Source organism: Pseudarthrobacter sp. lyk4-40-TYG-27 (genome assembly GCF_030209295.1).
Lineage (GTDB): Bacteria > Actinomycetota > Actinomycetes > Actinomycetales > Micrococcaceae > Arthrobacter.
In genome coordinates this window covers 129408-152790 of sequence record NZ_JARVSH010000007.1, presented here as the reverse complement: position 1 = coordinate 152790, position 23383 = coordinate 129408, and the positions used below count along the sequence as shown (strand labels likewise).

The following is a 23383-nucleotide window of genomic DNA, read 5'->3' as shown; positions in this document are numbered from 1 at the left end:
CCTTGGGACGTCTTTGGCCTTGGGTAGGCTGGCATTATGCCTGCACCTGAATACGTCCTGAAACTGCGCAAGAAGATCGGCAACGACCCCCTCTGGGTTCCCGGCGTACGGGGCGTGGTGGTCGATGACGGGGGCAGGATCCTGCTGGCCCAGCGGGCGGACAACCGGCAGTGGGCCCTGATCAGCGGGATGCTGGACCCGGGGGAGCAGCCTGCCCGGGGCCTGGTCCGGGAGATCTTTGAGGAAACGGCCGTGGTGGCGGAAGCCGAACGCGTGGTATCCGTGGGGGCGGTAGGTCCGGTGACCTACCCGAACGGCGACGTCTGCGAATTCCTCGACGTCGTGTTCTTGTGCCGCTACGTGTCCGGCGACGCCAGGGTGAACGATGACGAGTCCCTGGCGGTTGGCTGGTTCGGACTGGACGAGCTTCCCGAGCTCATGCCGGGCCACCTGACCAGCATCCGTCAGGCGCTGACGCCGGCAGGAGCCGTCTACTTCGAGCCGTAGGAGTGCCAAACCCTGTTGGTCTCAGGCGGCCCTGCGGGCCCCGGCCCGCCAGGGCTTCCCCGGGCCGCCGACGACGGTCAGCGGCCCGGGGAGACCAGCTCGCCGTCGTCGTCCTTGGCATGCTCGTCCACACCGGCCTCCGCAGCGCGGGCCGCGGAGCTGGCGGGCAGCCCGGCAGCGAGCCGTTCTGCTTCCTCCCCGCCGACTGCCTCGCCGCGTGCCACCATACCGGCGGTATCCGACAACGGGATCTGCTTGAGCGTCAGGGCCAGCAGCAGTGCCACGGCAATGAACGGCAGCAGATACCAGAACACGGGTGCCAGCGAATCCGCGTAGGCGTTCACGATGGCGTCGCGCAACTGTGAGGGAAGCTGGCTCAACGCCTGCGGGTCCAGCGTCCGGGTGGACTGCCCGGCTTGCTCGGCGGAGGCTCCCGCCCCCGTGAAGGCAGCGGTCAAGGCCTCGGAGAGGCGCGTGGTGAAGATGGACCCGAAGACGGCGACGCCCATGGCGGCGCCAACCTCGCGGAAGTAGTTGTTGGTGCTGGTGGCGGTGCCGATCTGGTCCGCAGGGACGGAGTTTTGGACCACCAGGACCACTACCTGCATGATCAGGCCCAGCCCGGCGCCGAACACGAACAGCTGGAGGCAGATGACCCAGATGGGGGTGCTGGCGGCAAGGGTGGTCATCCACAGGATGGCGGCCATGGTGAAGGCGGCACCCAGGATGGGGAACATCTTGTATTTGCCGGTCTTGGAGATCCGGATGCCTGAGTAGATGGACGTGCCCATGAGGCCGGCCATCATGGGCAGCATCAGCAGCCCGGATTCGGCGGCCGACGTGCCCGAGGACATCTGCAGGAACGTCGGGACGAAGGCGATGGCGGAGAACATGCCAAGGCCAAGGGTGAAGCCGATGGCTGTGGCGTTGATGAAGATCCGGTTCCGGAACAGGCTCAGCGGGATGATCGGATCCTCGGCGCGCCGCTCCACCAGCACGAACGCGGCGGCGGAGACCAGCAGGCCGGCGCCGAATGCCCAGGTGAGGGGTGAATCCCAGCCTTCGTCCTTCTTGCCGCCGAAGTCGGTGAAGAAGATCAGGCAGGTGGTGGCCGCGGAGAGCAGGACCACGCCCAGGATGTCGATCCGCTTGTCGGCCTTCTTGTTGGGCAGCGTCAGGGCGAACCAGGCGATGGCGAACGCGGCAACGCCCACCGGAATGTTGATGTAGAAGGCCCACTCCCAGGTGAGGTGGTCAACGAAGAAGCCGCCCAGCAGCGGGCCGGCCACGGCCGACAGGCCGAAGATGGCGCCCAGCGGGCCCATGTACTTGCCGCGCTCCTTGGCGGGCACGATGTCGGCGATGATGGCCTGGGACAGGATCATCAGGCCGCCGCCGCCCAGGCCCTGGATGGCGCGGAAGATGACGAAGCCCCAGAAATCCGTGGCCAGTGCGCAGCCCACGGACGCGAGGGTGAAGAGTGCGATGGCCACCAAAAACAGGTTGCGGCGGCCCAGGATGTCCCCGAATTTGCCGTAGATGGGCATGACGATGGTGGTGGCCAGCAGGTAGGCCGTGGTGATCCAGGCCTGGTGTTCCACGCCGCCCAGCTTGCCCACGATGGTGGGCATGGCGGTGGAAACGATGGTTTGGTCCAGGCTGGACAACAGCATTCCGGCGATCAGCGCGGAAAAGATGATCCAGATGCGTTTTTGCGTCAGCAGGAGTGGGCCTGTCGGCGCCTTGGTGGTGGCGGTACTCATGATTGTCCTTCTGCGGCGGTGGGGTCCGGAATGTCGAATGGCTGGGAGAAGAGCAGGCTGGCAGCGGAGATGTTCTCCAGGAGCAGGTCCCGGTACGGGCGTGTGTTGCCGTCGGAGAAATAGGCCATGCTGCTCTTGCGGGCGATGGTGCTCAGGAGGACCACGGCCATCTGCACCACCGGGTGGTCCGGGGCCACGCCTTCGCGCCGTGCCACGTCCTTGGCGAACTGGGCTTCCCGCTGCTCGGTGACGCCGATGATGCGGAGGATGAGCTGCGGTTCCTTGCGGACCACGCCTATCAGTTGCCGGGTATCTTCCTCGGACTCCGTCATGTCCTCGGCCAGGCGCAGGGAGAGCCGGACAAGGTCCCGGAAGAGGGTGGGTGAGATGGCACCGGCGGGTGAATCCGAACCGCCGGCCACGAATTCGTCGATGACCGCCGACGGCACGTCATCGTCCGCGTGGCCGATGATGGCGTCTTCCTTGGTGGGAAAGTAGTTGAAAAAAGTCCGGCGGGAGATATCCGCAGCCTCGCAGACTTCCTCCACGGTGTAACCGTTGAGCCCGTGTTCGGCGGTCATGCTGCGGGCAGCGGCGGTGATGGCGCGCCGGGTGGCGGCCCGTTTGCGTTCGCGGAGTCCGGGATCCGAAGTTGCACTGTTACTCACAAAGTAAAGTTTTGCACTAAGTGAAAACAAGTGCAAGTTTTTCTGGGAGTCGGCAGGGGCTTAAACGGACGACGGCGGCCGGCACCTTTCCTGCGAAAGGTGCCGGCCGCCGTCGGACGCTGCGGCGGGTTATGCCTTGTGCGCCGGAGCCGTCATGGTGGTGACGTCCAGGGCCTTGTCCAGGTCTGCCTCTGACACCTTGCCGTCGCCGTCGCCGACGAAGCCAAGCTGCTCGGTGGCCTGGCGGATGGTCAGGCCCTCCTTGACGGCGGTCTTGGCGATCTTGGCGGCGTTCTCGTAGCCGATGTACTTGTTCAGCGGGGTGACGATGGACGGGGAAGCCTCTGCGAGGAAGCGGGCGCGCTCCACGTTGGCGGTGATGCCGTCAATCATCTTGTCCGCCATGACCCGGCTGGTGTTGGCCAGCAGCCGGATGGACTCAAGCAGGTTGGCGGCCATGACCGGGATGCCCACGTTGAGTTCAAACGCGCCGTTGGTACCGGACCAGGCGATGGCGGTGTCGTTGCCGATGACCTGGGCTGCCACCATGATGGACGCCTCGCAGATGACCGGGTTGACCTTGCCCGGCATGATGGAGGAGCCTGGCTGCAGGTCCGGGATGGCAATTTCGCCGAGGCCGGTATTGGGGCCCGAGCCCATCCAGCGGAGGTCGTTGTTGATCTTCATGAAGGAGATGGCGATGTTGCGCAGCTGGCTGGAGGCTTCGATCAGGCCGTCGCGGTTTGCCTGTGCTTCGAAGTGGTCGCGCGCCTCGGTCAGCGGCAGGCCGGTGTCCGTGGCGAGCAGTTCGATGACGCGCTCCGGGAAGCCTGCGGGGGTGTTGATGCCGGTCCCCACGGCGGTACCGCCCAGCGGCACCTCGGCGACGCGGGGGAGCGAGGCGTTGATCCGCTCGATGCCGTAGCGCACCTGCGCGGCGTAGCCGCCGAACTCCTGGCCCAGGGTGACCGGGGTGGCGTCCATGAGGTGGGTGCGGCCGGACTTGACCACGTCCTTGAACTCAACGGCCTTGCGCTCCAGCGACTCGGCCAGGTAGCCCAGTGCGGGGATCAGGTCGTTGATCAGCGCGGAGGTGGCGGCGACGTGGACCGAGGTGGGAAACACGTCGTTGGAGGACTGTGAAGCGTTGACGTGGTCGTTCGGGTGGACCACCTTGTCACTGCCGGCAGCCTTCAGGGCGCGGGTGGCCAGCTCTGCCAGGACCTCGTTGGTGTTCATGTTCGAGGAGGTGCCGGAGCCGGTCTGGAAAACGTCGATGGGGAAGTCGCCGTCGTACTTGCCGGCGGCCACCTCGTCGGCAGCGTCTGCAATCGCCTTGGCCAGCTCGCCGTCGAGCACGCCCAGTTCTGCGTTGGCCTGGGCGGCAGCCTTCTTGACCCGGGCCAGCGCCTCAATGTGGGTGCGTTCCAGGGTCTTGCCGGAAATGGGGAAGTTCTCCACTGCCCGCTGCGTCTGCGCGCGGTACAGTGCGTTCACGGGGACGCGGACTTCGCCCATCGTGTCATGTTCAATGCGGAACTCTTCAGTGGAAGTCATGGGGCTAGCTTATGGCGATCAGGGGCCCCATCGAAAACCGTTAAGGGGGCCGCACGGAGGTCCCGTGCAGCCCCCTTGGCGGTGTGGCTACAGCTCGCCGATTCCGTAAACCAGATCAGCGCGGCCTTCCGCCAAGCGGTAGGAAAGGCCGACGACGGCGGTGCGGCCGCCCTCGATTGCGTCGGAAATCACACGGGAGCTGTCCGCCAGGCGCTGCGAGGTCTGCTTGACGTGCTCCACCACCATGTCGTTGACCTCGTGCTGGTCGTTGCGCAGCGAGGTCAGGACAGAGGGCGTGATGCGCTCGACGAGGTCGCGGATGAAGCCTGCCGGCATCTCGCCGGTTTCCACGGCGTCCTTGGTGGCTGTCACGGCGCCGCAGCTGTCGTGGCCGAGGATGACAATCAGGGGCACGTTGAGCACACCCACGCTGTACTCCAAGGAGCCCAGGACGGCGTCGTCGATCACTTGGCCGGCGGTGCGGACCACGAAGACGTCGCCCAGGCCGACGTCGAAGATGATTTCCGCCGCGAGCCGGGAGTCGGAGCAGCCGAAGATCACCGCGAACGGATTCTGCGTCTCCACCAGCGATGAGCGGCGGGATGCGTTCTGGTTCGGATGGGAGGACTCGCCGTTTACGAAACGTTCGTTGCCTTCGCGCAGGCGGCGCCAGGCCAGTGCAGGGGTCAGGTTAGTCGTCACGGCCCCACCTTACGGCGTGGGGGCCGCCGAGGGTGAAACTGTGACGGCCGGGCTGCTGTCCAGGGAGGTCACGACGGCGGCCGCCAGCGTGGAGAATTCGTCCAGTTGGGCGGCGCCGGAGAGGATGACGGTGCTGCCCCGGTAGTTCAGGATCATCGACTTTTCGCCCTTGCCGGTGTCACGCAGCTCCCAGTCCTGGCCGCCGGCGTTCCGGGTACCCGTCACGGGGGCGTTCTTGGTCTGCTGGAGGAGCCAGGTGGGGTTGGAACTCTTGGTCTGTACGAGGGCGATGAATGAGGTCTTGGGCGTCAGGTAGCCGACTTCCCACGTGGGCACGCCGCTGCCCGTCCCGGCCTCCCACCGCGCGTAGTTGGCGCGGAAGGCGTTGCCGGTATCCGGTGCGACGGGTGTGAATCCGGCCACATCCGCGGCGTTCCGGGCCACCGACGCGACGTCGATGTCCGGCCGGTAGCCGTCACTTTTCGGTTGCGGGTTCATGAGGACCACGGGCAGGAACGCGGCAATGCTGAGGACCAGGGCAATGATCATTCCGATCACCGAGGCGTTGGCCCGTTTGGCGGCCGCCGCCGGAATGACGGGCTTTACGGGGGTTTCCGCACCGGCCTTTGCTGCCTCGGGCCGGCCTTCGGGCTGTGCCTGGCCGGAATTGGGGCTGGTGGCTTCCTGCATGTCATTCACTTCTCTATAGTCGCCCATCCCGGAGCCGTAGTTCCATTCGGGGGTCAGCAGGCCGCGGAGGCGGATGTCCGGGCACATTGCGCCGCAGCGTCATGGGCCGCCCGCCGAGCGGCGCCGCGACTATGATCGGTACCAGAGGAATCACCGCTCTGCTGCACCGGCAAGCGGGTTCAATGATCGCCACTCGAAGAAGAGGTTCACGTGTCACCAGCGTCCATGACCCAGAAGTACTCCACGATTTCACCGTCCCTTGCGGTGGGCCACGACGAGCCGGACCGCAACCTTGCCCTTGAACTCGTCCGCGTCACCGAGGCCGCGGCCATTGCCGGCGGCCACTGGGTTGGCTTCGGCGACAAGAACACCGCTGACGGTGCGGCCGTCGATGCCATGCGCTCCTTCCTGCAGACGGTCCACTTCAACGGCGTTGTGGTCATCGGCGAAGGTGAAAAAGACGAAGCCCCCATGCTGTTCAACGGCGAACGCGTCGGCGACGGCACCGGCCCCGAGGTGGACGTGGCCGTGGACCCCATTGATGGAACACGGCTGACCGCCCTGGGCATCAACAATGCGCTGGCCGTCCTGGCCGTCGCCGAGCGGGGCTCAATGTTCGACCCCTCCGCCGTGTTCTACATGGAAAAGCTCGTCACCGGTCCCGAAGCGGCGGACATGGTTGACCTGCGCCTGCCGGTCAAGCAGAACCTGCACCTGATCGCCAAGGCCAAGGGCGTGAAGGTGAACCAGCTCAACGTCATGATCCTGGACCGGGACCGGCACCGCCCGCTGGTGGAGGAAATCCGCGAAGCCGGCGCGCGCACCAAGTTCATCATGGACGGCGACGTCGCCGGGGCCATCGCGGCGGCCCGCTCCGGCACTGGCGTGGACGCCCTGATGGGCATCGGCGGTACCCCTGAGGGCATCGTGGCCGCCTGCGCCATCAAGTCCCTCGGCGGCGTCATCCAGGGCCGCCTCTGGCCCACCAGCGACGAAGAGAAGCAGAAGGCCATCGACGCCGGCCACGACCTGGAGCGCGTGCTTTCCACCAATGACCTCGTCTCCAGCGACAACTGCTACTTCGCCGCGACGGGCATCACCGACGGAGACCTGCTCAAGGGCGTCCGCTACTCCAAGGACAAGGTCCTGACCCAGTCCATCGTGATGCGTTCAAAGTCGGGAACCATCCGCTTCGTGGACGGCGAGCACCAGGCCAGCAAATGGGAGGGCTACGCCCGCAAGAGCTGATCCGCATCCGGAAACGGATACCAGGGCCCCGGGGCGCCATGCGCGCTGCCGGGGCTTTGGCGTTAACGCCTTGGTATAGGGTTTAAGCCATGATTCCTGCCGTTGTGCCCTGTATTGACCGCGCCCTCTGGGACGAATATGTCGACCGGTTCCAGGGCCACCCTCAGCAGCTGTGGGGCTGGGGAGAGACCAAGGCGATGCACGGCTGGTCCGTGGACCGGGTCCTCGTCAAGGCCGGTGACGAAACCATTGGCTGTGCCCAGCTCCTGGTCCGGAAGCTGCCTGCACCCTTCCGCGCCCTGGTCTACATCCCGCGCGGTCCGATGTGCACCGTGGAGAATGCGCAGGAGGTGCTCAACCGGCTGGCCGAGCACGCAGCCCTTCGGCACCGCGGCGTTGCCCTCAGCATCGAACCCGACTGGGACCGCGGCTCTGCCTTCGCCGGTGCCGTCGCCGCAGCCGGCTTCCGGGAATCGGCCAACACCGTCCTGATCCCCAGGACACTGATCCTGGACCTCACCCGGTCAGACGATGAACTGATGGCGGAGATGTCCAAGTCAACGCGGGCCAACATCCGCAAGGCGATGCGCAGCGACGTGGAATTCCGCAAGGTCAAGAACGACTCCGAGCTGGAGCAGGTGCTAGCGATCTACCACGACACGGCGGAACGTGCCGGGTTCGGCATCCACGAGGACCAGTACTATCGCGACATCTTCCGGAACCTGGGGGACGCCTCGCCCATCGTCGCAGCCTTCGACGGCGAACAGATGCTTGCGTTCACGTGGCTTTCCCGCAGCGGCACCACCGCGTTCGAACTTTATGGCGGCGTGTCCGCCGAGGGCCAGAAGCAGCGCGTGAACTACGGGGTCAAGTGGGCGGCATTGCAGTTGATGCGGGAAGACGGCTGCAGCCGGTATGACTTCAACGGCCTCCTCAACGACGGCATCTCCGACTTCAAGAAGCAGTTCGCCAAGCATGAGGACATGCTCCTGGGGACCTGGGAAAAGCCGTTGTCGCCGTTCTACCCCGCGTACTCCACAGCCATGCCGCTGGCCCGCAAAGGCCTCCAGGCGGCCCGCCGGCTGGTCAAGGGCGCGGCGGGCCGGGCGCAGGGGCTGATGAAGCGGCGCTAGAGTCCGGTAGTCACGGCGAAGGCCAGGGCGGGCTCGCTGCTGCCTGCTGCCCGGTGGACGTTGACCGGGGCCTCGGCAGCGGCCACGAACGCGCTGGAACCGCGGGACAGTTCCAGGTCGCCCTTGGGTGAGTCCAGGTAGACGGCACCGGCCACCACTATGACCACGGCGGCGCCGGACTGGGCCAACGGGACGGGGCCGGAGTCCGGGCCCAACTCGATGCGCTGAAGCTGGAACTCCCCGAACGGCGGCCGGTACACCTCCTGGTCCATCATGGTCCTCCCGGCGTGCAGCATCGGAACGGCCACCGGGTGGAAGTCGATGGTCTTCAGGAGCTCCGGCACATCGATGTGCTTTGGGGTCAGGCCGCCGCGCAGGACGTTGTCCGAGGACGCCATGACCTCCACGCCGAGGCCATGGAGGTACGCGTGGACGTTTCCTGCCGGCAGGTAGACGGCCTCGCCGGGCTGCAGGGAGATCCTGTTCAACAGCAGCGAGATCAGGACTCCGGGATCGCCGGGGTACTTCTCATTGAGGCTGATGACGGTTCCGAGCTCGGCCTCGTACGGCGCCAGGGGAGCTCCTGAAAGCAATGCTGCCACCACCATGGCCGTAGCCTCGGCCACGGCCTGCCCGCCGGTGATGAGCCGTTCGAAGGCATCGTGCAGGCCGGCGCCTTCATCTTCCGCGGAGAGGTCGGACAAGAGGTCCTGCACCAGGACAGGGCACTCATCCGGTGACGGGAAGGTCCCGGCAACGTGGTCCAGGATCTTCCGGGTCTCGGCCGCCGGGCGGAACCCGCACAACGCCTCGAACGGCGTGAGGGCGAAGATCATTTCCGGCTTGTGGTTGTCGTCCTTGTAGTTCCGGTTGGCGGCATGGGGGTCGAGCCCTGCATCCTTTTCCCGCGCGAACCCGGCCCTTGCCTGCTCCAGGCTCGGATGGACCTGGAGGGACAGCGGCTGGGCTGCGGCCAGGATCTTGGCCAGGAAAGGCAGCCGCGGGCCAAATGCGGCCACTGATTCCGCACCGAGGAAATGCTCAGGGTCGGTGGCGATCAGGTCGTCGAGCGGGCGTCGTCCGCCGTCCTCGGAAATGTGGGCCACCGACGGCGAATCAGGGTGCGCGCCGATCCACAGTTCGGCCTCGGGCCGCCCGGATTCGGGGCGGCCGAGCAGCGAGGCGATCGCCGTCGTCGAGCCCCATGCGTAATCCCGAAGGACGTTCTCGATCTCGTACAAGGATGTTCCGTTTCCCTAGGTGTGATGGGACGGCTACAGTGCGGCGCACTGGCCGTTGGTGGCCACGAGGTTGCGGATGGCCTGCTCGTTGCCCTGGCGCTTGAAATCGTCCAGCATCTGCTCCGTGATCGGCTCGCCGTCGGGGGTGGTGGTCACCGGTGTGAAGTCCGACGGCGCCGTGGACTCCTGCGGCAGTCCTCCGGTCATGGCCCGGGAAAGCCCGGCCGGTCCTGCCGCCTGGACGTGCCCGGCACCGGCTGCCGGTGCGTTGATCGTGTCGTCGGACGCCCCTGTTGCCTGGGCTCCTGACGCCGACGCCAGCAGCTGGTCCACACGGTCGTGGATCTGGTCGAAATCGGGGTTGGTGGAGAATGCGGGGTCGAAGTCCGGCGGCCCGATGGTGAGCCGCTTGACTTCCTTGCCCTTGGCCTTGATGGCCAGGTCCACAAAACTGCCCAGCTGGGTGGAGGAAATGTTGGACTCCACCACCTTGGTGCCGGCGTTGGCAATGTCCTCGAATTTGGACAGCAGGGTGGCCGGGTCCAGCTGCTTGAGCATGGCCTGCTGCACGCACTGTTGGCGGGCGATGCGGGCGTAGTCGTCCACGAACTCGCGTGACCGCCCGTACCAGAGGGCGTGGTAGCCGTCCAGGGTGTTGTCGCCGGCCGGTATCCAGCCCAAGGGCATGCCGTGGATGCCGTTGGCTTCATCGATGGTTTCACCGCTGATGGGCACCCAGCCGCCCGCCTTGATCCTGATGCCGCCCATGGCATCGATCAATTTGGAAAAGCCGTCCATGTCCACCAGGACGTAGGCCTGGATGTCCATGCCAAGCGTGCCGGATACGGCCTCCAGGGTGGCCTGCGCCCCAGGGTCCGCCACGCCCGGGTAGAGATTGGCGTGCTCGTTGGTGACCTCGGTGTTGATGGCGTTGATCAGGCATTCGTCCCCGCAGTCGTAGCCGTCGGGGTAGATGGCGCGCATGGGCGAGTTCGCGCTGAACTGGGCATTTTGGAAGTTCCGGGGGATGGAAATGATGGCTGTCTGGCCGGTCTTGGCGTCAACGCTCAGCACGGAAAGGCTGTCGGGGCGGCGACCGGTGCGGTCGTCTCCGGCGTCGCCGCCCATCATCAGGAAGTTGTACCTGCCGTCCACTGGCTCAATGGCGGGCCCGGACGAGAAAATGCTGCCGATCGCATTACGGCCCACGTTCAGAAGGTAGGCGGCATAGCCCAGGGACCCGCTGCCAAGGACCAAGGCCAGCACCAGGGCGATCCCGACAGCGGGGCGGGCCTGCGGTGCCAGCAGGACCGGGCGGATGATTCGCAGGGTGTTGACGAACAGCAGGGCCCAGCCAACAGCCAGGGCCGTCAGCAGGATCACCAGGACCAGTGACGTGACGGGGTTGGTGAACACGTTGATCACCAGCGTCCGGTCCAGCAGGAGGAGGACCACTGCCAGGGCCAGGAGCGCCCAGACACAGAGCGTGGTGCGCAGCGCGATCCTGCCCAGCTTCCGGTCGCCGGCCAGGAGCTGAGCGCTTCCCGGTACCAGCAGCGTCAGGAGGACCAACACGAAGGCCCGTTTGGTGCGGATTGCCGGGGAAGCGCCGGCCGGGTAACGGACCGGATCAGTCAAAATCGCCCCGGTGCCCGACTGCTGCGTGCTGCTGGCCATTCCCGCCGCCCTAACGGCTGCCCCGAAGTGAGCCGGACACGTCAGGGAAGACTTCGCTGACTTTCTGCCGCAGGTTGGCGCCCTTGCGCGAGGCGACGGCGTTGAGGTCGGCAGCGAAATCCAGGAGGTCGGCGCGCAGTGACGCAGCGAGTTCGTCCGTACCGGAGGCAAGCATCCGCACGGCCAGGAGGCCCGCATTGCGTGCACCGCCGATGGATACCGTTGCCACCGGCACACCCGCGGGCATCTGGACGATGGACAGCAGGGAGTCCATGCCGTCAAGGGTCTTGAGCGGGACGGGGACGCCGATGACCGGCAGGGGAGTAACGCTGGCCAGCATGCCCGGCAGGTGCGCGGCGCCGCCGGCCCCGGCGATGATGACGCGCAGCCCCCGCTCGTGAGCCGTCTGGCCGTAGCGGATCATCTCGGTCGGCATCCGGTGGGCGGAGACGACGTCAGCTTCGAACGGGATGCCGAATTCGGCGAGGGCCTCGGCCGCCGCCTCCATGACGGGCCAGTCCGAGTCGGAGCCCATGACCAGGCCCACCAGGGGGCTGGCACCGGGACCGGCGGCTGGGGTGGCTTCGGCGCTCATGCGTTCTCCTCGAAGATAGGGGATGGTTCCTCGGCGCCGGCACGTCCATCACGGATGATGGCCGCCACCGCCGTTGCCCGGCGCCTGACCGAGTCAACGTCCGTCGTCGAACTTCCCACCAGGTTGACATGGCCGATCTTACGTCCGGGCCGCACGGATTTGCCGTAGCAATGGACCTTGGCGGCCGGCTCGCTGGCCAGGGCCATCGGGTAGGCGGAGAAGAGGTCCTGGTTTTCCCCGCCCAGGAAATTCTTCATCACGGTGACGGGGGCCAATGCGTCGGTGGCGCCGAGTGGAAGGTTGAGGACGGCGCGCAGATGCTGTTCGAACTGGCTGGTGATGGAGCCATCCTGGGTCCAGTGGCCGGTGTTGTGTGGCCGCATGGCCAGTTCGTTGACCAGGAAGCCGGCGCCCGAGCCCGGCGTCTCGAAAAGTTCAACAGCAAGGACGCCGGTGACGTTGAGCTCCGCTGCGATACGCAATGCGGCGTCCTCGGCGGCTGCGGCCACCTCCAGCGGGATGTCCAGCGCGGGTGCGATCACCTCGTCACAGACACCATCCACCTGGATGGTGTGGACCACCGGCCAGGCCCGGGCTTCGCCATCAGGTGTCCGCGCCACCAGGGCGGACAGTTCGCGGGTGAACTCCACCTTCGCTTCGGCCAGCAAGGGGCTCATGGCGGCGAACCATTCGGCGGCGCCGGCAGCTTCCTCTGCGGAGGCAATAATCCGGACGCCCTTGCCGTCGTAGCCTCCGCGCGGCATTTTCAGCACCACGGGCCAGCCCGTTTCCTCGCCGAAGCTGACCAGGTCTGCGACATTGGCCACTGACGCCCAGGCGGGGTTGGGCAGTTCCAACCGGTCGATGGCTGCGCGCATGACCAGTTTGTCCTGTGCATGGACCAGGGCGTCCGGTCCGGGCTGGACATTGACCCCCGCTTCCTGGAGCGCCCTGAGGTGCGCCGTGGGAACGTGCTCGTGGTCAAACGTCATCACGTCCAGGCCCCGGGAAAATTCCAGGAGGGTCTGCAGGTCCGTGTAATCGCCCACCGGCGTGGCCGGTACGGCAGAGACCGCGGAAACGTCCTCGCCTTCGGCGAGGACACGGAGTTCGAAGCCGAGTGCTGTAGCGGCAGGGGCCATCATTCGCGCAAGCTGGCCGCCGCCAACTACACCTATTACTGGAAAAGTCACGTATGCCAGCCTACCGAAGACGCACCGTATCGCGCTTTTACGGCCCGGCGGGAGCGTGACATTTTCTGCTGCGGGCCGGCAGCGGGGGCAGTCCGGGGCCAGTCCAAAGCTTTGGGGGCTAAAATGGGTCCTTGGCCGAGTGGCCCACAGTTCGGACGGCCATGGAGGGTCATGTTTAGCGCACTTGCAGATCGTATCCGGGGGCTTGCCTCGCTCTTCTGGCGGGAAGTGGCCAAATTCGGGGCCGTGGGCGGTGTGGCATTCGTCATCGACAACGGGCTGACGTACTACCTGATGCACGGCCCGATGTCGGACAGCGAAGCGAAGGCGCGCTTCGTGGGCGCCACCGTGGCCACGGTCTTCTCGTGGATCGCAAACCGTTTCTGGACTTTCCGGCACCGGCGCCAGGCCAATGTTCTTCGCGAGTTCGTCATGTTCGTCATCATCAATGGCATCGGGATCGGGATCTCCACCGGATTCACCGCGCTGGCCAAGTACGGGATGGGTATCGACGACAAGAACCTGCTCTTCCTGGCAGGGGTCGCGGGCATCCTCGTCGCCACTGTTGTCCGGTTCTTCGCGTACCGCTTCCTGGTGTTCAACCAGGAGCTGGACCAAGAGCCGGAGTTCTCGCACGACCACGAACTCATCGAAGCGCACCCGCACCGGGAGTCCGCGCGCGCCGAACGTCCCGCTTCCGCCCCTGTCGACGGTGGCCCGAAGGCCTAGGACCCGCGCCTGCTAGCTGCCGTGGATGCGTTCGTCGGCCAGCAGTTTGTCCGTGAGTTCAACATCCGGGTGGGTCAGGACCACGGAGCCGCCGTGCTGCCAGGCGCCCAGCGCGTTGGACAGCGCTGACTCGAGGCCGTTGCCCGCTGGAATGTGGAGGCGGACGCCCTCCCCATGGGATGCACCAAAGTCCGTGAGCAGGTCCTTGTGCTCCACCGGGCGCCCGTCGCCCGTCACGAGCGCGCGGGCTGAGGGATCAGGATCCGTGTGCGGCATGAACACGTCCGCGTGGGACCGTACCTCTGCCGCGTAGTCGATGCAGCCACCCGGAAGTTCCCCTGGCCAGCGCATGGCGAGGGCGGGCAGCGCGACGGCGATCACGGCGCCGTGCCCGATTGTCGCCTCACCAGGGGCGGCTGTCACCGTAAAGTCCACCGGTCCGCCGTCGAACACTGCTTCCAGGCCAAGCTGCCAGCCGGCCAGCGCCCAGACCAAGGCCTTCCAGTGCGCCGGCAGCGCAAGTCCGAGGCGCATGCCCGGCTCCGCGTCGAGCTCGTCCTGAAGCAGGTTGCTGGTCTTGGCCACCCAGTTGTCCAGGACCCGGCCCGACAATTCAACCCGTTCCGAATCCGGCCCGTACCAGGTCAGGCGCGGTGCCGTGGAGTTGCCGGAACGGAGGTTGCCCATCAGGGTGATGGCGGGGATCGATGTCATGGCTTCATCCTGCCATCCTGGCATCCCCTGGTCACCAGCAGCTGGACGCTGCGTCCCCAGTCCGCCGGCAGGAGTGATGTTTATCACGTGGCCTACTAAGGGTGCTTGCTATTTTGGCACTTAGCGGGTATTTTCCCCGTCGTGGCGCTGTTTTTGCGGCTTTCACGGCCGGAATATGCTGCTTCCGGCCCGCGCCACGCCGAAGCCGGCAAAAAACCCGGGCGTGGCGTGCGCAAAGTTCTTAGGTTTCACTGTCTATTATCCCGGCTACGGCTTGACTCACCCTAGTTACACGCGTGTAATTAGGTATCTAAAGCAATTGCGTAAATACCGGCACACAACCGAGTGTCCACGTATCAAGGCAGTGGCTGCAACGTCAGGAGGGTCGCCGTGGGGCAAGCAGAGCGTATCCAGGAAGATGCCGTCGTAGCCGGCCAGGCAACGGCAAAGTACCGTGCGCGGGGGGTGCCAAGCGATTGGTACGTTGACCCCGCCGATCCTGATGCTGCGGAACGGTACAAAAGGAACTCCGGCAGTGTCCTCGAGGATCAGGCCACGGCGTTCCTCGCGGCGCACGAGGCCCTGCTGGACGGCGCGGAACCGGAGGACGACCTGGATCCGCCCATGGAGTTGGCCGCCGGCGGAAGCGTGCAACCGGTGTGGATCGGACTGCCGCTCCAACAGGACTTCGATGACGAAGGCGAACTGGGCTGGCAGACTGACGCTTTGTGCGCCCAGACTGACCCGGAGGCGTTCTTCCCGGAAAAGGGCGGTTCCACCCGCGACGCCAAGAAGGTGTGCGGCGCCTGCAACGTACGGTCGCAATGCCTGGAGTACGCGCTGGCCAACGACGAACGGTTCGGCATCTGGGGAGGCCTTTCCGAGCGTGAGCGCCGGCGGCTTAGGAAGCGAGCGATCTAATTCTTCAGGATGTCCATGTCACTGCCGTTGTGGTCGCCCACAACGGCAGTGCCTATCTGCCCACAACCCTGTCAGCCCTGGCTGGCCAGACCCGGCCTGTCGACCGTGCCATCGGCGTTGATGCCGGTTCTGCCGACGACTCCCACAGCCTGCTTCGGGAATCCCTGGGCGACGCCAGCGTCCTGGCCTACCCCCGGACCAAGGGCGGTATGGGTGCGGCCATCTCCGCAGGCCTCGCCGGTTTGGTTCCTAAAGCCGGGTCGGGCGGCGACAGGACGGAATGGATCTGGCTGCTGCACGACGACGCGGCCCCGGCCCCGGATGCCCTCGCTGAACTCCTCGGCGCCGTGGAGCGTGCGCCTTCCGTGACCGTGGCCGGCTGCAAGCAGCTCGACTGGCACTCGCCGCGCCGGCTGATCGACGTCGGGCTTTCCACCAGCCGGTGGGCTGAGCGGCTCACCCTGATCGACGCCGATGAGCTGGACCAAGGCCAGTACGACGGCCGCACCGACACTTTCGCCGTCAATTCCGCGGGCATGCTGGTCCGCCGGGACGTTTGGGAGCAACTGGGCGGTTTCGATCCCGCCCTGCCTGGCAGCGGCGACGACGTTGACTTCTGCTGGCGGAACCGGCTGGCCGGCCACCGCGTCGTGGTAGTCCCCGCGGCCCGCATGTTCCACGTCGCGCACCGGCCCCACGCGTTGGGCAACCCCGCAGCAGCCCGCAAGGCACAGGTACACCTGCGGCTCAAGCACAGCCCCCTCTGGATGGTGCCGGTCCACGGCCTTGGAGCGTTGCTGGGCAGCCTCTTCAAACTAGTCCTGAGCATCGTGGTCAAGGATCCCGGCCACGGCATTTCACAGCTCCTGGCCACCTGTGCGGCCCTGGGCCGTCCACGGTCGGTGGCAAAAGCCCGAAGGGCGGCCAAACGGACCCGGCGGATCCGACGCTCGGTGATCCGCAAGCTGCAAACACCACGCCGTGAAGTGTGGAGCCACCGCCGGTCCCTGATGGAGGCGCTGGGATCGGACGGATCCGGCGCTGACCACCTGGTGCAGGATCCGCTCGCCCACCAGCCCACCGGTGACGCCGCTGATGACTTCGCCGCCCTCGCCACCGCCAAGAGGGGATGGGTGGGCAACGGCGCCCTCGCTGCCGTCATCATTGCGTCAATCGCCTCGCTCCTCGCCCTCACCGGATTGTTCCGGGCCAATGCCATCACCGGCGGCGGCCTGATCCCGGTATCGGCGGGTTTGGGCGACATCTGGCACAACGCCTCCGGCTGGTGGATCAGCCTGGGAGCCGGACTTCCCGGCCATGGCGACCCCTTTGACTATGTGCTGTGGATTATCGGTGTCCTGGGTGGCGGCGATGCCAACCCGGCCATGGCGTGGCTCCTCCTCCTGGGCGCCCCGCTCTCCGGCCTTACCGCCTGGTTTGCGGCAGGCGGCCTGACGGCCCGGCGCCGGCTCCGGCTCGCAGCCGCCATTTTCTGGGCGGCTGCCCCGGCACTGCAGGTTGCCCTCAACCAAGGCCGCGCCGGCGCACTCATAGCGCACATGATGATTCCGCTGGTGGTCCTGGGCCTGCTGCGGGCTACTGGTTCAGCCGTGGGCCATGGCAGCTTCAGCCTGGAATCCCCCGCTGATGCACGTCCGGCCGACCAAGCGCCTGCCAAACCCGGCGTCAACGGCATGCCATCCTGGACTGCCTCCGCCGCAGCCGGCCTGGCGCTGGCCGTCACGACGGCCTCCGCCCCTTCCCTGCTTGTCCCGGCCGTTGTGCTCATAGTCCTCTGCGGCGTCCTGTTGGGCCGGCGGGGGAGGACCGTGTGGTGGGCCCTGCTGCCCAGTGCGGCCCTGTTCGTGCCGTTCGGCCTTTCCACCATCGACCGGCCGCGCGCACTCCTGGCCGACCCCGGACTCCCGCTTGGCTTCGATGCCGCGCCTCTGTGGCAGCAAATTATCGGACAGCCCCTGGCGTTTGACCCTGCGGGCGGGCTGCAGGGGCTTGGACTGTTCTCCGGCGGACCGGTGCCGTGGGCGCTGCTGATGGCACTCCTGATCTCGGTCCCGGTCGTGGCCCTGGCCATCGTTGGCCTCTTCGTCGCGGGACGCCCGGTCCGGGCCGTTCGCTGGTTCTGGATCGTGGCACTGGTGTCACTGGCCAGCGGATGGCTGACCAGCCACGTGGCCACGGGCATCAACGCCGAGTCCCTGGTAACCCCCTTCCCGGGACCGGCGGTTTCGGCTGCCTCCTTCGCCCTGCTGTCCGCGGCAATCCTGGGCGCCGGCCAGGTCATGTCTGCCGTTGACCGCAGATCCGCTGCCGGGTCCAAGGCCACCACTGCGGCACGCGCCGGGCTGGCAGTGGGCCTGGTGATGCTTCTGGCCGGACCTTTGGCCGGGATGGCTGCGTGGTCCGCCCAAAACCTCCTGCGTCCGGCCGCCGCCCCCGCGCCTGCAGCACCGGCCGGCACTCCCGGCCCATCCGGCTCCGGGACCGACCGAGCACTGGGCTCCGCCCGGCTGGTGGAGGCCGCGAACGCACGGTCCCTGCCTGCTACGGCGATCGACCGCGGTACCGGACCCGAACAGACCCGCACCCTGATCATCAGCACCAATGAGGACGGCACCTATAAGGCTTCCCTGATGCGGGGGGCCGGTACCACCCTGGACAACCTCTCGGCCATTGCCTCCGCCCGCACCATCATCGGCGCCCCGGGCGCGGAAGAGGTCCGCGACGACGACGACGTCACCGGCTCCGTCCGCCGTGTCGTCGCCACGCTGGTTGCCGGCCAGGGAGTGGATCCCCGTGCCGACCTCGAACAACTGGGCGTCGGCTTCGTGGTGCTGCGGGCCGCAGACACGGCAGCCCAACTGACGGCCAGCCGCATGGATGCCGTACCCGGCCTGGTGGCAGTGGGTCAGACGGACGTCGGCTGGCTCTGGCGCATCAGCCCATCGAACCAGGCGGTCCTGCAGGCCGCGGACGTCGCCCACCGCGTCCGTATCGTGGATCCGCGCGGTGCCACCACAACCTCCGTCCCCTCCAACAAGGACGGCGTTGACGCCGCCGTCCCAACCGGTCCGGAGGGCCGCCTGGTGGTGCTTGCCGAGCGGGCGGACCCGGGCTGGAGCGCCTGGCTCGACGGCCGCAAGCTGACCTCCACCACGTCCGGCTGGGCCCAGGCCTTCACCCTTCCGGCCTCGGCCGGCCAGCTCACGGTCCGCTACGACAACCCGTGGGCTTTCTGGGCCGCTGCAGGCCAAATCACGGTGATCGGCCTGACCGTCATCCTCGCTGTCCCGATGCCGACGCAACGGCCGCGGACCGGCCTCTCACGCGACGAGGGCTCCCTGCGTAAGGAACACCAAAATGCATGAGCACACCCCGCCGGCGGATTCCGGGGCTCCCGCGCCGGTCCAGGCACCGGCTCCAGTCCACAGCGAAAACGGTGGTAACGCCAAACGGACCGGCCGCGGTTCCACCCGGGTGCCTCGCGTCAGCGGGCGGGCAGCGGCGGTAGCCGGAGCAGCCGCAGGGGTGCTCATCCTCGCGGGTGGTGGAGCCGTAGTGGCTGCGGGGTCGCTGGTGCAGGGGCCGGCATCGAGCCGTGTCCTTCCGGTGGTGCGGGCAGCTGTTCCGGCAGGAGCCAGTGTTGGCGTGTGCCCGGGCCCGGCGAGGCTGCTGGAGGGTACGGGCACAGGCACCGACGCCCAGTTCCGGCCGGAGTCGGCCACCGCCGCAACCAAGGTCACCGCGGCCGTGCTGGGCGCCGGCGGCGTTCTGCCTGCGAGCCGCCTGACCCGCCTGGACGGGACGGCCGTCGTTGAGATCGCCAAGGACGCCGGGAAGCCTCCGGCGGCCGGCGCACCACAGGAGCTCCTCGCCGGAGTGGTGGCGGACCGGGCCGCAGACCAGGTCAACGTCCTCAGCGCCAACGCCGTGGCCAACCAGAACGCGTCCGCGGCCGGTGCCATGAAATACACCGCCACCGACGGCGACTTGCAGGGGAGTGCGGCAGCCACCTGCGGGCAACCTTCCAACGACCAGTGGCTGGGAGGTGCCAGCACCACAGTGGGCCGCACTTCCGTCCTGGCATTGACCAACGCTTCCAGCACCCCTGCCACGGTAAGCCTGGAACTGTACGGTGGCGCAGGGCAGATCCAGGCGCCGGGCAGCCGAGGCCTGCTGGTGGCTCCCGGCACCACCCGCAGCGTCGTCCTTGCCGGCCTGGCCCCCAACGTTCCCCAGCTCAGCGTGCGCGTACGCAGCGCCGGCGGACCCGTGGCCGCCTCGATCCAGCAAAGCGTCCTGCGCGGCCTGACCCCGGGCGGCGTGGACTTCATTGCGCCCGGGGCGGCACCGGCCGTCCGCCAGGTCGTGCCAGGAGTGGATATCCAGGATCCTGCCGGGCTTGCCGCGCTGACGTCCCGCAACGGTTACGGGGATGCCGCCCCGGCGCTCCAACTGACGGTTCCGGGCGCTTCGGACGCCGTGGTGGAGATCAAGCTGTATGGACGGGACGGCCAAACCGCGCTCCCAGCCGGCGGAGTGGTCACCGCAAAGGCCGGCAACGTCACGGAAGTGTCCCTGGCCGGGGTTCCGGCGGGCCAGTACACCATTGCCGCCTCATCGGACGTTTCCTTCGTGGCGGCCGCCCGAATGAGCCGCGGCCTTCAAGCCGGGCAACCCTCGGATGTGGCGTGGGCGGGATCCGCCGTGCGGCTGGGCAGCCAGCATGTTGTTCCCGTCCCCAAGGGCGGCTTGCGCCAGCTGGTGTTCGGGGCCCTGGACACGCGGGCCACCATTACCTACGCGCCAATCACCGCCGATGGCAAGGTCAGGCCGGCCGCCACCGCGGACATCGCCGGCGGAACCACCGCCACCATTACCGTTCCGGACCAGGCTGACGGTGCCGACGTCGTCGGGTATGTGGTGTCGGCGTCGGGGGATGCCGCCTACGGTTCCGTGCTGTTGGGCCAGGACGGTCGCAACGACGTCTCAACCCTGGCTTTCCTGCCGGCTGCCGCCGGACAGGAAACCGTCCCGGTTACCCTGGGCTACTAGGATTCCTGACAGCCGGCACGCCCGGTCAAGACCCGGGGTCTGCCGCGCGGCAGCCCCGGGTGGCGGGCTCAGTAGCGGCGGCGGTAGACCGGGTCCAGGGTCTCCGGGGCTACGCCGAGCATCTCCGCGGTGTGCTCCACCACGACGTCGTGGACCAGGTCCTGGAGCTCCTCCACGCTGGAGCAGGCGTTCTCAACAACGCGGCGGTACACCGTAATCATGGGCCCCTCGGCACCAGCGGCGGGCGTATAGGCCCCCATGGGGGCAGTGCTGCCCTTGGCGGCCAACTGTTCGAGGTCCGGCGGGATTTCGTCGACGCCGAACCGGACGCCGTCAAGGGTCTTGCCCCAAATGTCATGGAGCCGCTGCGCTGAGTCCAGGACCAGATCGTCGAAGCGGTCGCCGCGGGTCCGGTAGCCGGGGTGGGTGGGGAGCATTACTTCGCCGCGCAGGCCGCGTCCGTGGCGGTTCCGGCGCCGCCGCAGGAAGCTCCTGCCGGTGGTTTTCACGCCCGGCGCAGCCGAGGCGTCCGGGTCAGCCAACCGGACCGAAAAACCTGATTCATGGTTCGATGACTGCATATACCGACTCTAAACCCGGGGGCGGATTTACGCGATATATTCCCCGGGCGGCCCGTCCGCGTCGGGGACCGCAGCCAATGCACGGCTTTCGAGGGATATAAGGGTAGTCTGTGATGTCGTGGGAGCTATCCGTCAATGTTCAAGGTCCGCCTGCCGCCAGTCGGCGGTAGCCACCCTGACGTACGTCTATGCGGACTCCACGGCCGTCCTCGGTCCACTGGCCACCTACGCCGAGCCGCACTGCTACGACCTCTGTGAACAGCATGCGGGCTCGTTGACCGTTCCGCGCGGTTGGGAAGTTTTGCGGCTGGCTATGCCGTCCACCCCACAGCAGCCCGGCCCGGACGACCTCCTGGCACTCGCCAACGCCGTCCGTGATGCCGCGGCGCGCCCGTCGGAGCCACAGCCGCCCACCCAGCGAGGGCACCATTCCGCCCTCGAAGCGCCGGCCGGAACCGAAGGAACCCGGCGGGGGCACCTGCGCGTCCTTCGGGAACCTTCCTGACCTGGATCTGGCGGTAGGCTGGTTGCTGCACATCTTTTCCGCTACCGGCGCGAGCGCGCCCGCCAGGGAGCAAGAACACATGCCAAAGATCAGTCCCGAGCTGTTGTCCGTCCTGCGCTGCCCCGTGACCGGCTCGCCCTTGGTCCAGGAAGGCGAAGAACTGGTGGCCACCACGGCAGATGAAGCAGGCGTCAAGAACCGGTACGCCATCGAAGACGGTATTCCGTTGCTCCTTCCGCCGGAACTGCTGGCGGCAGCGGCAACGGCGGGCTCGGACCAGCACGATCCTGCCGCGGCAGGGCAATAAGATCCACCTGCACCAGCCCGCACCGAGAAACAGCAGAACGGGGACCAGGACCCCGCCTCAAGCAAAGGACCATTCATGACTTTTGAGTACAAAGTTGCCGATATCTCCCTGGCGGAAGCCGGGCGGCACCAGATCCGCCTGGCGGAGCACGAAATGCCCGGCCTGATGTCCCTGCGCGAAGAATTCGGGTCAACGCAGCCGCTCAGGGGCGCCCGGATCGCAGGCTCCCTGCACATGACGGTGCAGACCGCGGTGCTGATCGAAACCCTCACCGCGCTGGGCGCCGAGGTCCGCTGGGCCTCCTGCAACATCTTCTCCACCCAGGACGAGGCCGCAGCGGCAGTTGTCGTGGGCAAGGGAACCGTCGAGGATCCGCAGGGCGTGCCCGTTTTCGCCTGGAAGGGCGAGACCCTCGAAGAATACTGGTGGACAGCCGAACAGATCCTCACCTGGCCCGGTGCCGAGTCCAACCCCGAACTGGGTCCCAACATGATCCTGGATGACGGCGGCGACGCCACCATGCTGGTCCACAAGGGTGTCGAGTTCGAGGCCGCGGGCAACGTCCCCTCCGCCGACCCCGAAGATTCCGAGGAGTACGGTATCTTCCTCGAGGTGCTCCGCCGCTCCCTCGCCGCGGACCCGCAGAAGTGGACCCGCACGGCGGCCACCATCAAGGGTGTCAGCGAAGAGACCACCACCGGTGTCCACCGCCTGTACCAGCTCGCGGACCAGGGCAAGCTGCTGTTCCCGGCCATCAACGTCAATGACTCCGTCACCAAGAGCAAGTTCGATAACAAGTACGGCATCCGACACTCCCTGCCCGACGGCATCAACCGTGCCACCGACGTGCTCATGGGCGGCAAGGTCGCCGTCGTCTGCGGGTACGGCGACGTCGGCAAGGGTGCCGCAGAGGCCCTCCGCGGCCAAGGCTCACGGGTGATCGTCACCGAGATCGATCCCATCTGCGCGCTTCAGGCAGCCATGGACGGCTACCAGGTGGCCAAGCTGGAATCAGTCCTGGCACAGGGCGACATCTTCATCACCACCACGGGCAACAAGGATGTCATCATGGCCGAGCACATGGCGGGCATGAAGAACAAGGCCATCGTGGGCAACATCGGCCACTTCGACAACGAAATCGACATTGCCGGCCTTGCCCGCGTTCCCGGCGTGAAGAAGGTTGAGATCAAGCCGCAGGTCCATGAGTGGGTCTTCGACGCCGGCAGCGACGCCGAGCGCTCCATCATCGTGCTGTCCGAGGGCCGGCTCCTCAACCTGGGCAACGCCACGGGCCACCCGTCCTTCGTGATGAGCAACTCGTTCGCGAACCAGACCATCGCGCAGATCGAGCTGTGGACCAAGAAGGACCAGGACGAGTACGGAAACAAGGTGTACGTCCTGCCCAAGGTCCTGGACGAAAAGGTCGCCCGCCTGCACCTGGACGCTCTGGGCGTGGAGCTCACCGAGCTGACCAAGGACCAGGCTGAATACCTGGACATCGACGCGGCCGGCCCCTACAAGCCTGAGCACTATCGTTACTGACACGTGAGGGCCCGGGCGCAGCAACGCGCCCGGGCCG

General features: G+C 66.9%; 21 protein-coding genes. 10 read left to right on the top strand and 11 right to left on the bottom strand.

Annotated elements, in window-relative coordinates; genetic code table 11:
- Positions 1–36 precede the first annotated feature (36 nt).
- A complete protein-coding gene (locus QRM96_RS14815) occupies positions 37–507 on the top strand; it encodes an NUDIX hydrolase (protein ID WP_109863460.1) in 471 nt (156 codons plus the stop codon).
- Positions 508–584: 77 nt separating this feature from the next.
- Here QRM96_RS14815 and QRM96_RS14810 read toward each other — a convergent pair whose 3' ends face one another.
- The 5 genes from QRM96_RS14810 to QRM96_RS14790 form a co-directional block, all read right to left on the bottom strand.
- Positions 585–2270, bottom strand: a complete 1686-nt coding sequence (locus tag QRM96_RS14810; protein WP_285320097.1) for an MDR family MFS transporter — start codon at positions 2268–2270, stop codon at positions 585–587.
- Positions 2267–2938, bottom strand: a complete 672-nt coding sequence (locus QRM96_RS14805; protein WP_043424020.1) for a TetR/AcrR family transcriptional regulator — start codon at positions 2936–2938, stop codon at positions 2267–2269. Before QRM96_RS14805 ends, QRM96_RS14810 begins: the two co-directional genes overlap by 4 nt.
- Positions 2939–3067: 129 nt before the next feature.
- Positions 3068–4495 (bottom strand): class II fumarate hydratase, encoded by a 1428-nt coding sequence (locus tag QRM96_RS14800; RefSeq protein WP_018761880.1) that lies wholly within the window; start codon positions 4493–4495, stop codon positions 3068–3070.
- 87 nt (positions 4496–4582) lie between these two features.
- A complete protein-coding gene (locus QRM96_RS14795; protein WP_018761879.1) occupies positions 4583–5197 on the bottom strand; it encodes a carbonic anhydrase in 615 nt (204 codons plus the stop codon).
- A 9-nt stretch (positions 5198–5206) separates the two neighbouring features.
- Positions 5207–5974 carry a DUF4245 domain-containing protein gene (locus QRM96_RS14790; protein WP_240617805.1) on the bottom strand — a complete coding sequence of 256 codons (768 nt, stop codon included), beginning with the start codon at positions 5972–5974 and terminating at the stop codon, positions 5207–5209.
- A 138-nt stretch (positions 5975–6112) separates the two neighbouring features.
- Between QRM96_RS14790 and glpX the strand changes: the two genes are divergently transcribed.
- Entirely contained in the window at positions 6113–7135 is a 1023-nt protein-coding gene (gene glpX / locus QRM96_RS14785) for a class II fructose-bisphosphatase (protein WP_018761877.1), read from the top strand.
- A gap of 89 nt (positions 7136–7224) precedes the next feature.
- Positions 7225–8268: a lipid II:glycine glycyltransferase FemX gene (locus QRM96_RS14780; protein WP_109863456.1), complete on the top strand. Its 1044-nt coding sequence runs from the start codon at positions 7225–7227 to the stop codon at positions 8266–8268.
- Here the strand turns inward: QRM96_RS14780 and manA are convergent.
- From manA to QRM96_RS14760, 4 genes are read right to left on the bottom strand one after another with little or no spacing between them, the layout of a single operon-like run.
- Positions 8265–9509 carry a mannose-6-phosphate isomerase, class I gene (gene manA / locus QRM96_RS14775; protein ID WP_285320096.1) on the bottom strand — a complete coding sequence of 415 codons (1245 nt, stop codon included), beginning with the start codon at positions 9507–9509 and terminating at the stop codon, positions 8265–8267. The two genes, QRM96_RS14780 and manA, sit on opposite strands and share 4 nt — an antisense overlap.
- Positions 9510–9542: 33 nt before the next feature.
- Entirely contained in the window at positions 9543–11186 is a 1644-nt protein-coding gene (locus QRM96_RS14770; protein WP_285320095.1) for an LCP family protein, read from the bottom strand.
- A gap of 10 nt (positions 11187–11196) precedes the next feature.
- A complete protein-coding gene (purE, locus tag QRM96_RS14765) occupies positions 11197–11781 on the bottom strand; it encodes a 5-(carboxyamino)imidazole ribonucleotide mutase (protein WP_018762930.1) in 585 nt (194 codons plus the stop codon).
- Entirely contained in the window at positions 11778–12974 is a 1197-nt protein-coding gene (locus QRM96_RS14760) for a 5-(carboxyamino)imidazole ribonucleotide synthase (RefSeq protein WP_285320094.1), read from the bottom strand. The genes purE and QRM96_RS14760 overlap by 4 nt, the downstream gene beginning before the upstream one ends.
- Positions 12975–13145: 171 nt before the next feature.
- Here QRM96_RS14760 and QRM96_RS14755 point away from each other — a divergent pair, with 171 nt between their 5' ends.
- Positions 13146–13703 (top strand): GtrA family protein, encoded by a 558-nt coding sequence (locus QRM96_RS14755; RefSeq protein WP_018762932.1) that lies wholly within the window; start codon positions 13146–13148, stop codon positions 13701–13703.
- Between the two features lie 12 nt (positions 13704–13715).
- Here the strand turns inward: QRM96_RS14755 and QRM96_RS14750 are convergent, their stop codons facing one another.
- On the bottom strand, positions 13716–14417 hold the full coding sequence (locus QRM96_RS14750; protein ID WP_018762933.1) for a TIGR03089 family protein: 702 nt from the start codon (positions 14415–14417) through the stop codon (positions 13716–13718).
- Positions 14418–14807: 390 nt separating this feature from the next.
- On the opposite strand from QRM96_RS14750, the gene QRM96_RS14745 reads away from it, so the two are divergent.
- From QRM96_RS14745 to QRM96_RS14735, 3 genes are read left to right on the top strand one after another with little or no spacing between them, the layout of a single operon-like run.
- Entirely contained in the window at positions 14808–15338 is a 531-nt protein-coding gene (locus tag QRM96_RS14745) for a WhiB family transcriptional regulator (protein WP_018762934.1), read from the top strand.
- A 29-nt stretch (positions 15339–15367) separates the two neighbouring features.
- Positions 15368–18724 carry a glycosyltransferase gene (locus tag QRM96_RS14740; RefSeq protein ID WP_018762935.1) on the top strand — a complete coding sequence of 1119 codons (3357 nt, stop codon included), beginning with the start codon at positions 15368–15370 and terminating at the stop codon, positions 18722–18724.
- Positions 18717–20411, top strand: a complete 1695-nt coding sequence (locus QRM96_RS14735) for a DUF5719 family protein (protein WP_285320093.1) — start codon at positions 18717–18719, stop codon at positions 20409–20411. The genes QRM96_RS14740 and QRM96_RS14735 overlap by 8 nt, the downstream gene beginning before the upstream one ends.
- Positions 20412–20479: 68 nt before the next feature.
- Here the strand turns inward: QRM96_RS14735 and QRM96_RS14730 are convergent, their stop codons facing one another.
- Complete coding sequence (locus tag QRM96_RS14730) at positions 20480–20992, bottom strand: metallopeptidase family protein (protein WP_285320092.1); 513 nt, start codon at positions 20990–20992, stop codon at positions 20480–20482.
- Between the two features lie 118 nt (positions 20993–21110).
- Between QRM96_RS14730 and QRM96_RS14725 the strand changes: the two genes are divergently transcribed.
- From QRM96_RS14725 to ahcY, 3 genes are all read left to right on the top strand, one after another.
- Positions 21111–21497, top strand: coding sequence for a DUF3499 domain-containing protein (locus QRM96_RS14725; protein ID WP_026264922.1), 387 nt, complete (start codon positions 21111–21113; stop codon positions 21495–21497).
- Between the two features lie 79 nt (positions 21498–21576).
- Complete coding sequence (locus tag QRM96_RS14720; RefSeq protein WP_026264923.1) at positions 21577–21804, top strand: Trm112 family protein; 228 nt, start codon at positions 21577–21579, stop codon at positions 21802–21804.
- A gap of 75 nt (positions 21805–21879) precedes the next feature.
- On the top strand, positions 21880–23346 hold the full coding sequence (gene ahcY, locus QRM96_RS14715) for an adenosylhomocysteinase (protein WP_285320091.1): 1467 nt from the start codon (positions 21880–21882) through the stop codon (positions 23344–23346).
- Positions 23347–23383: the final 37 nt, after the last annotated feature.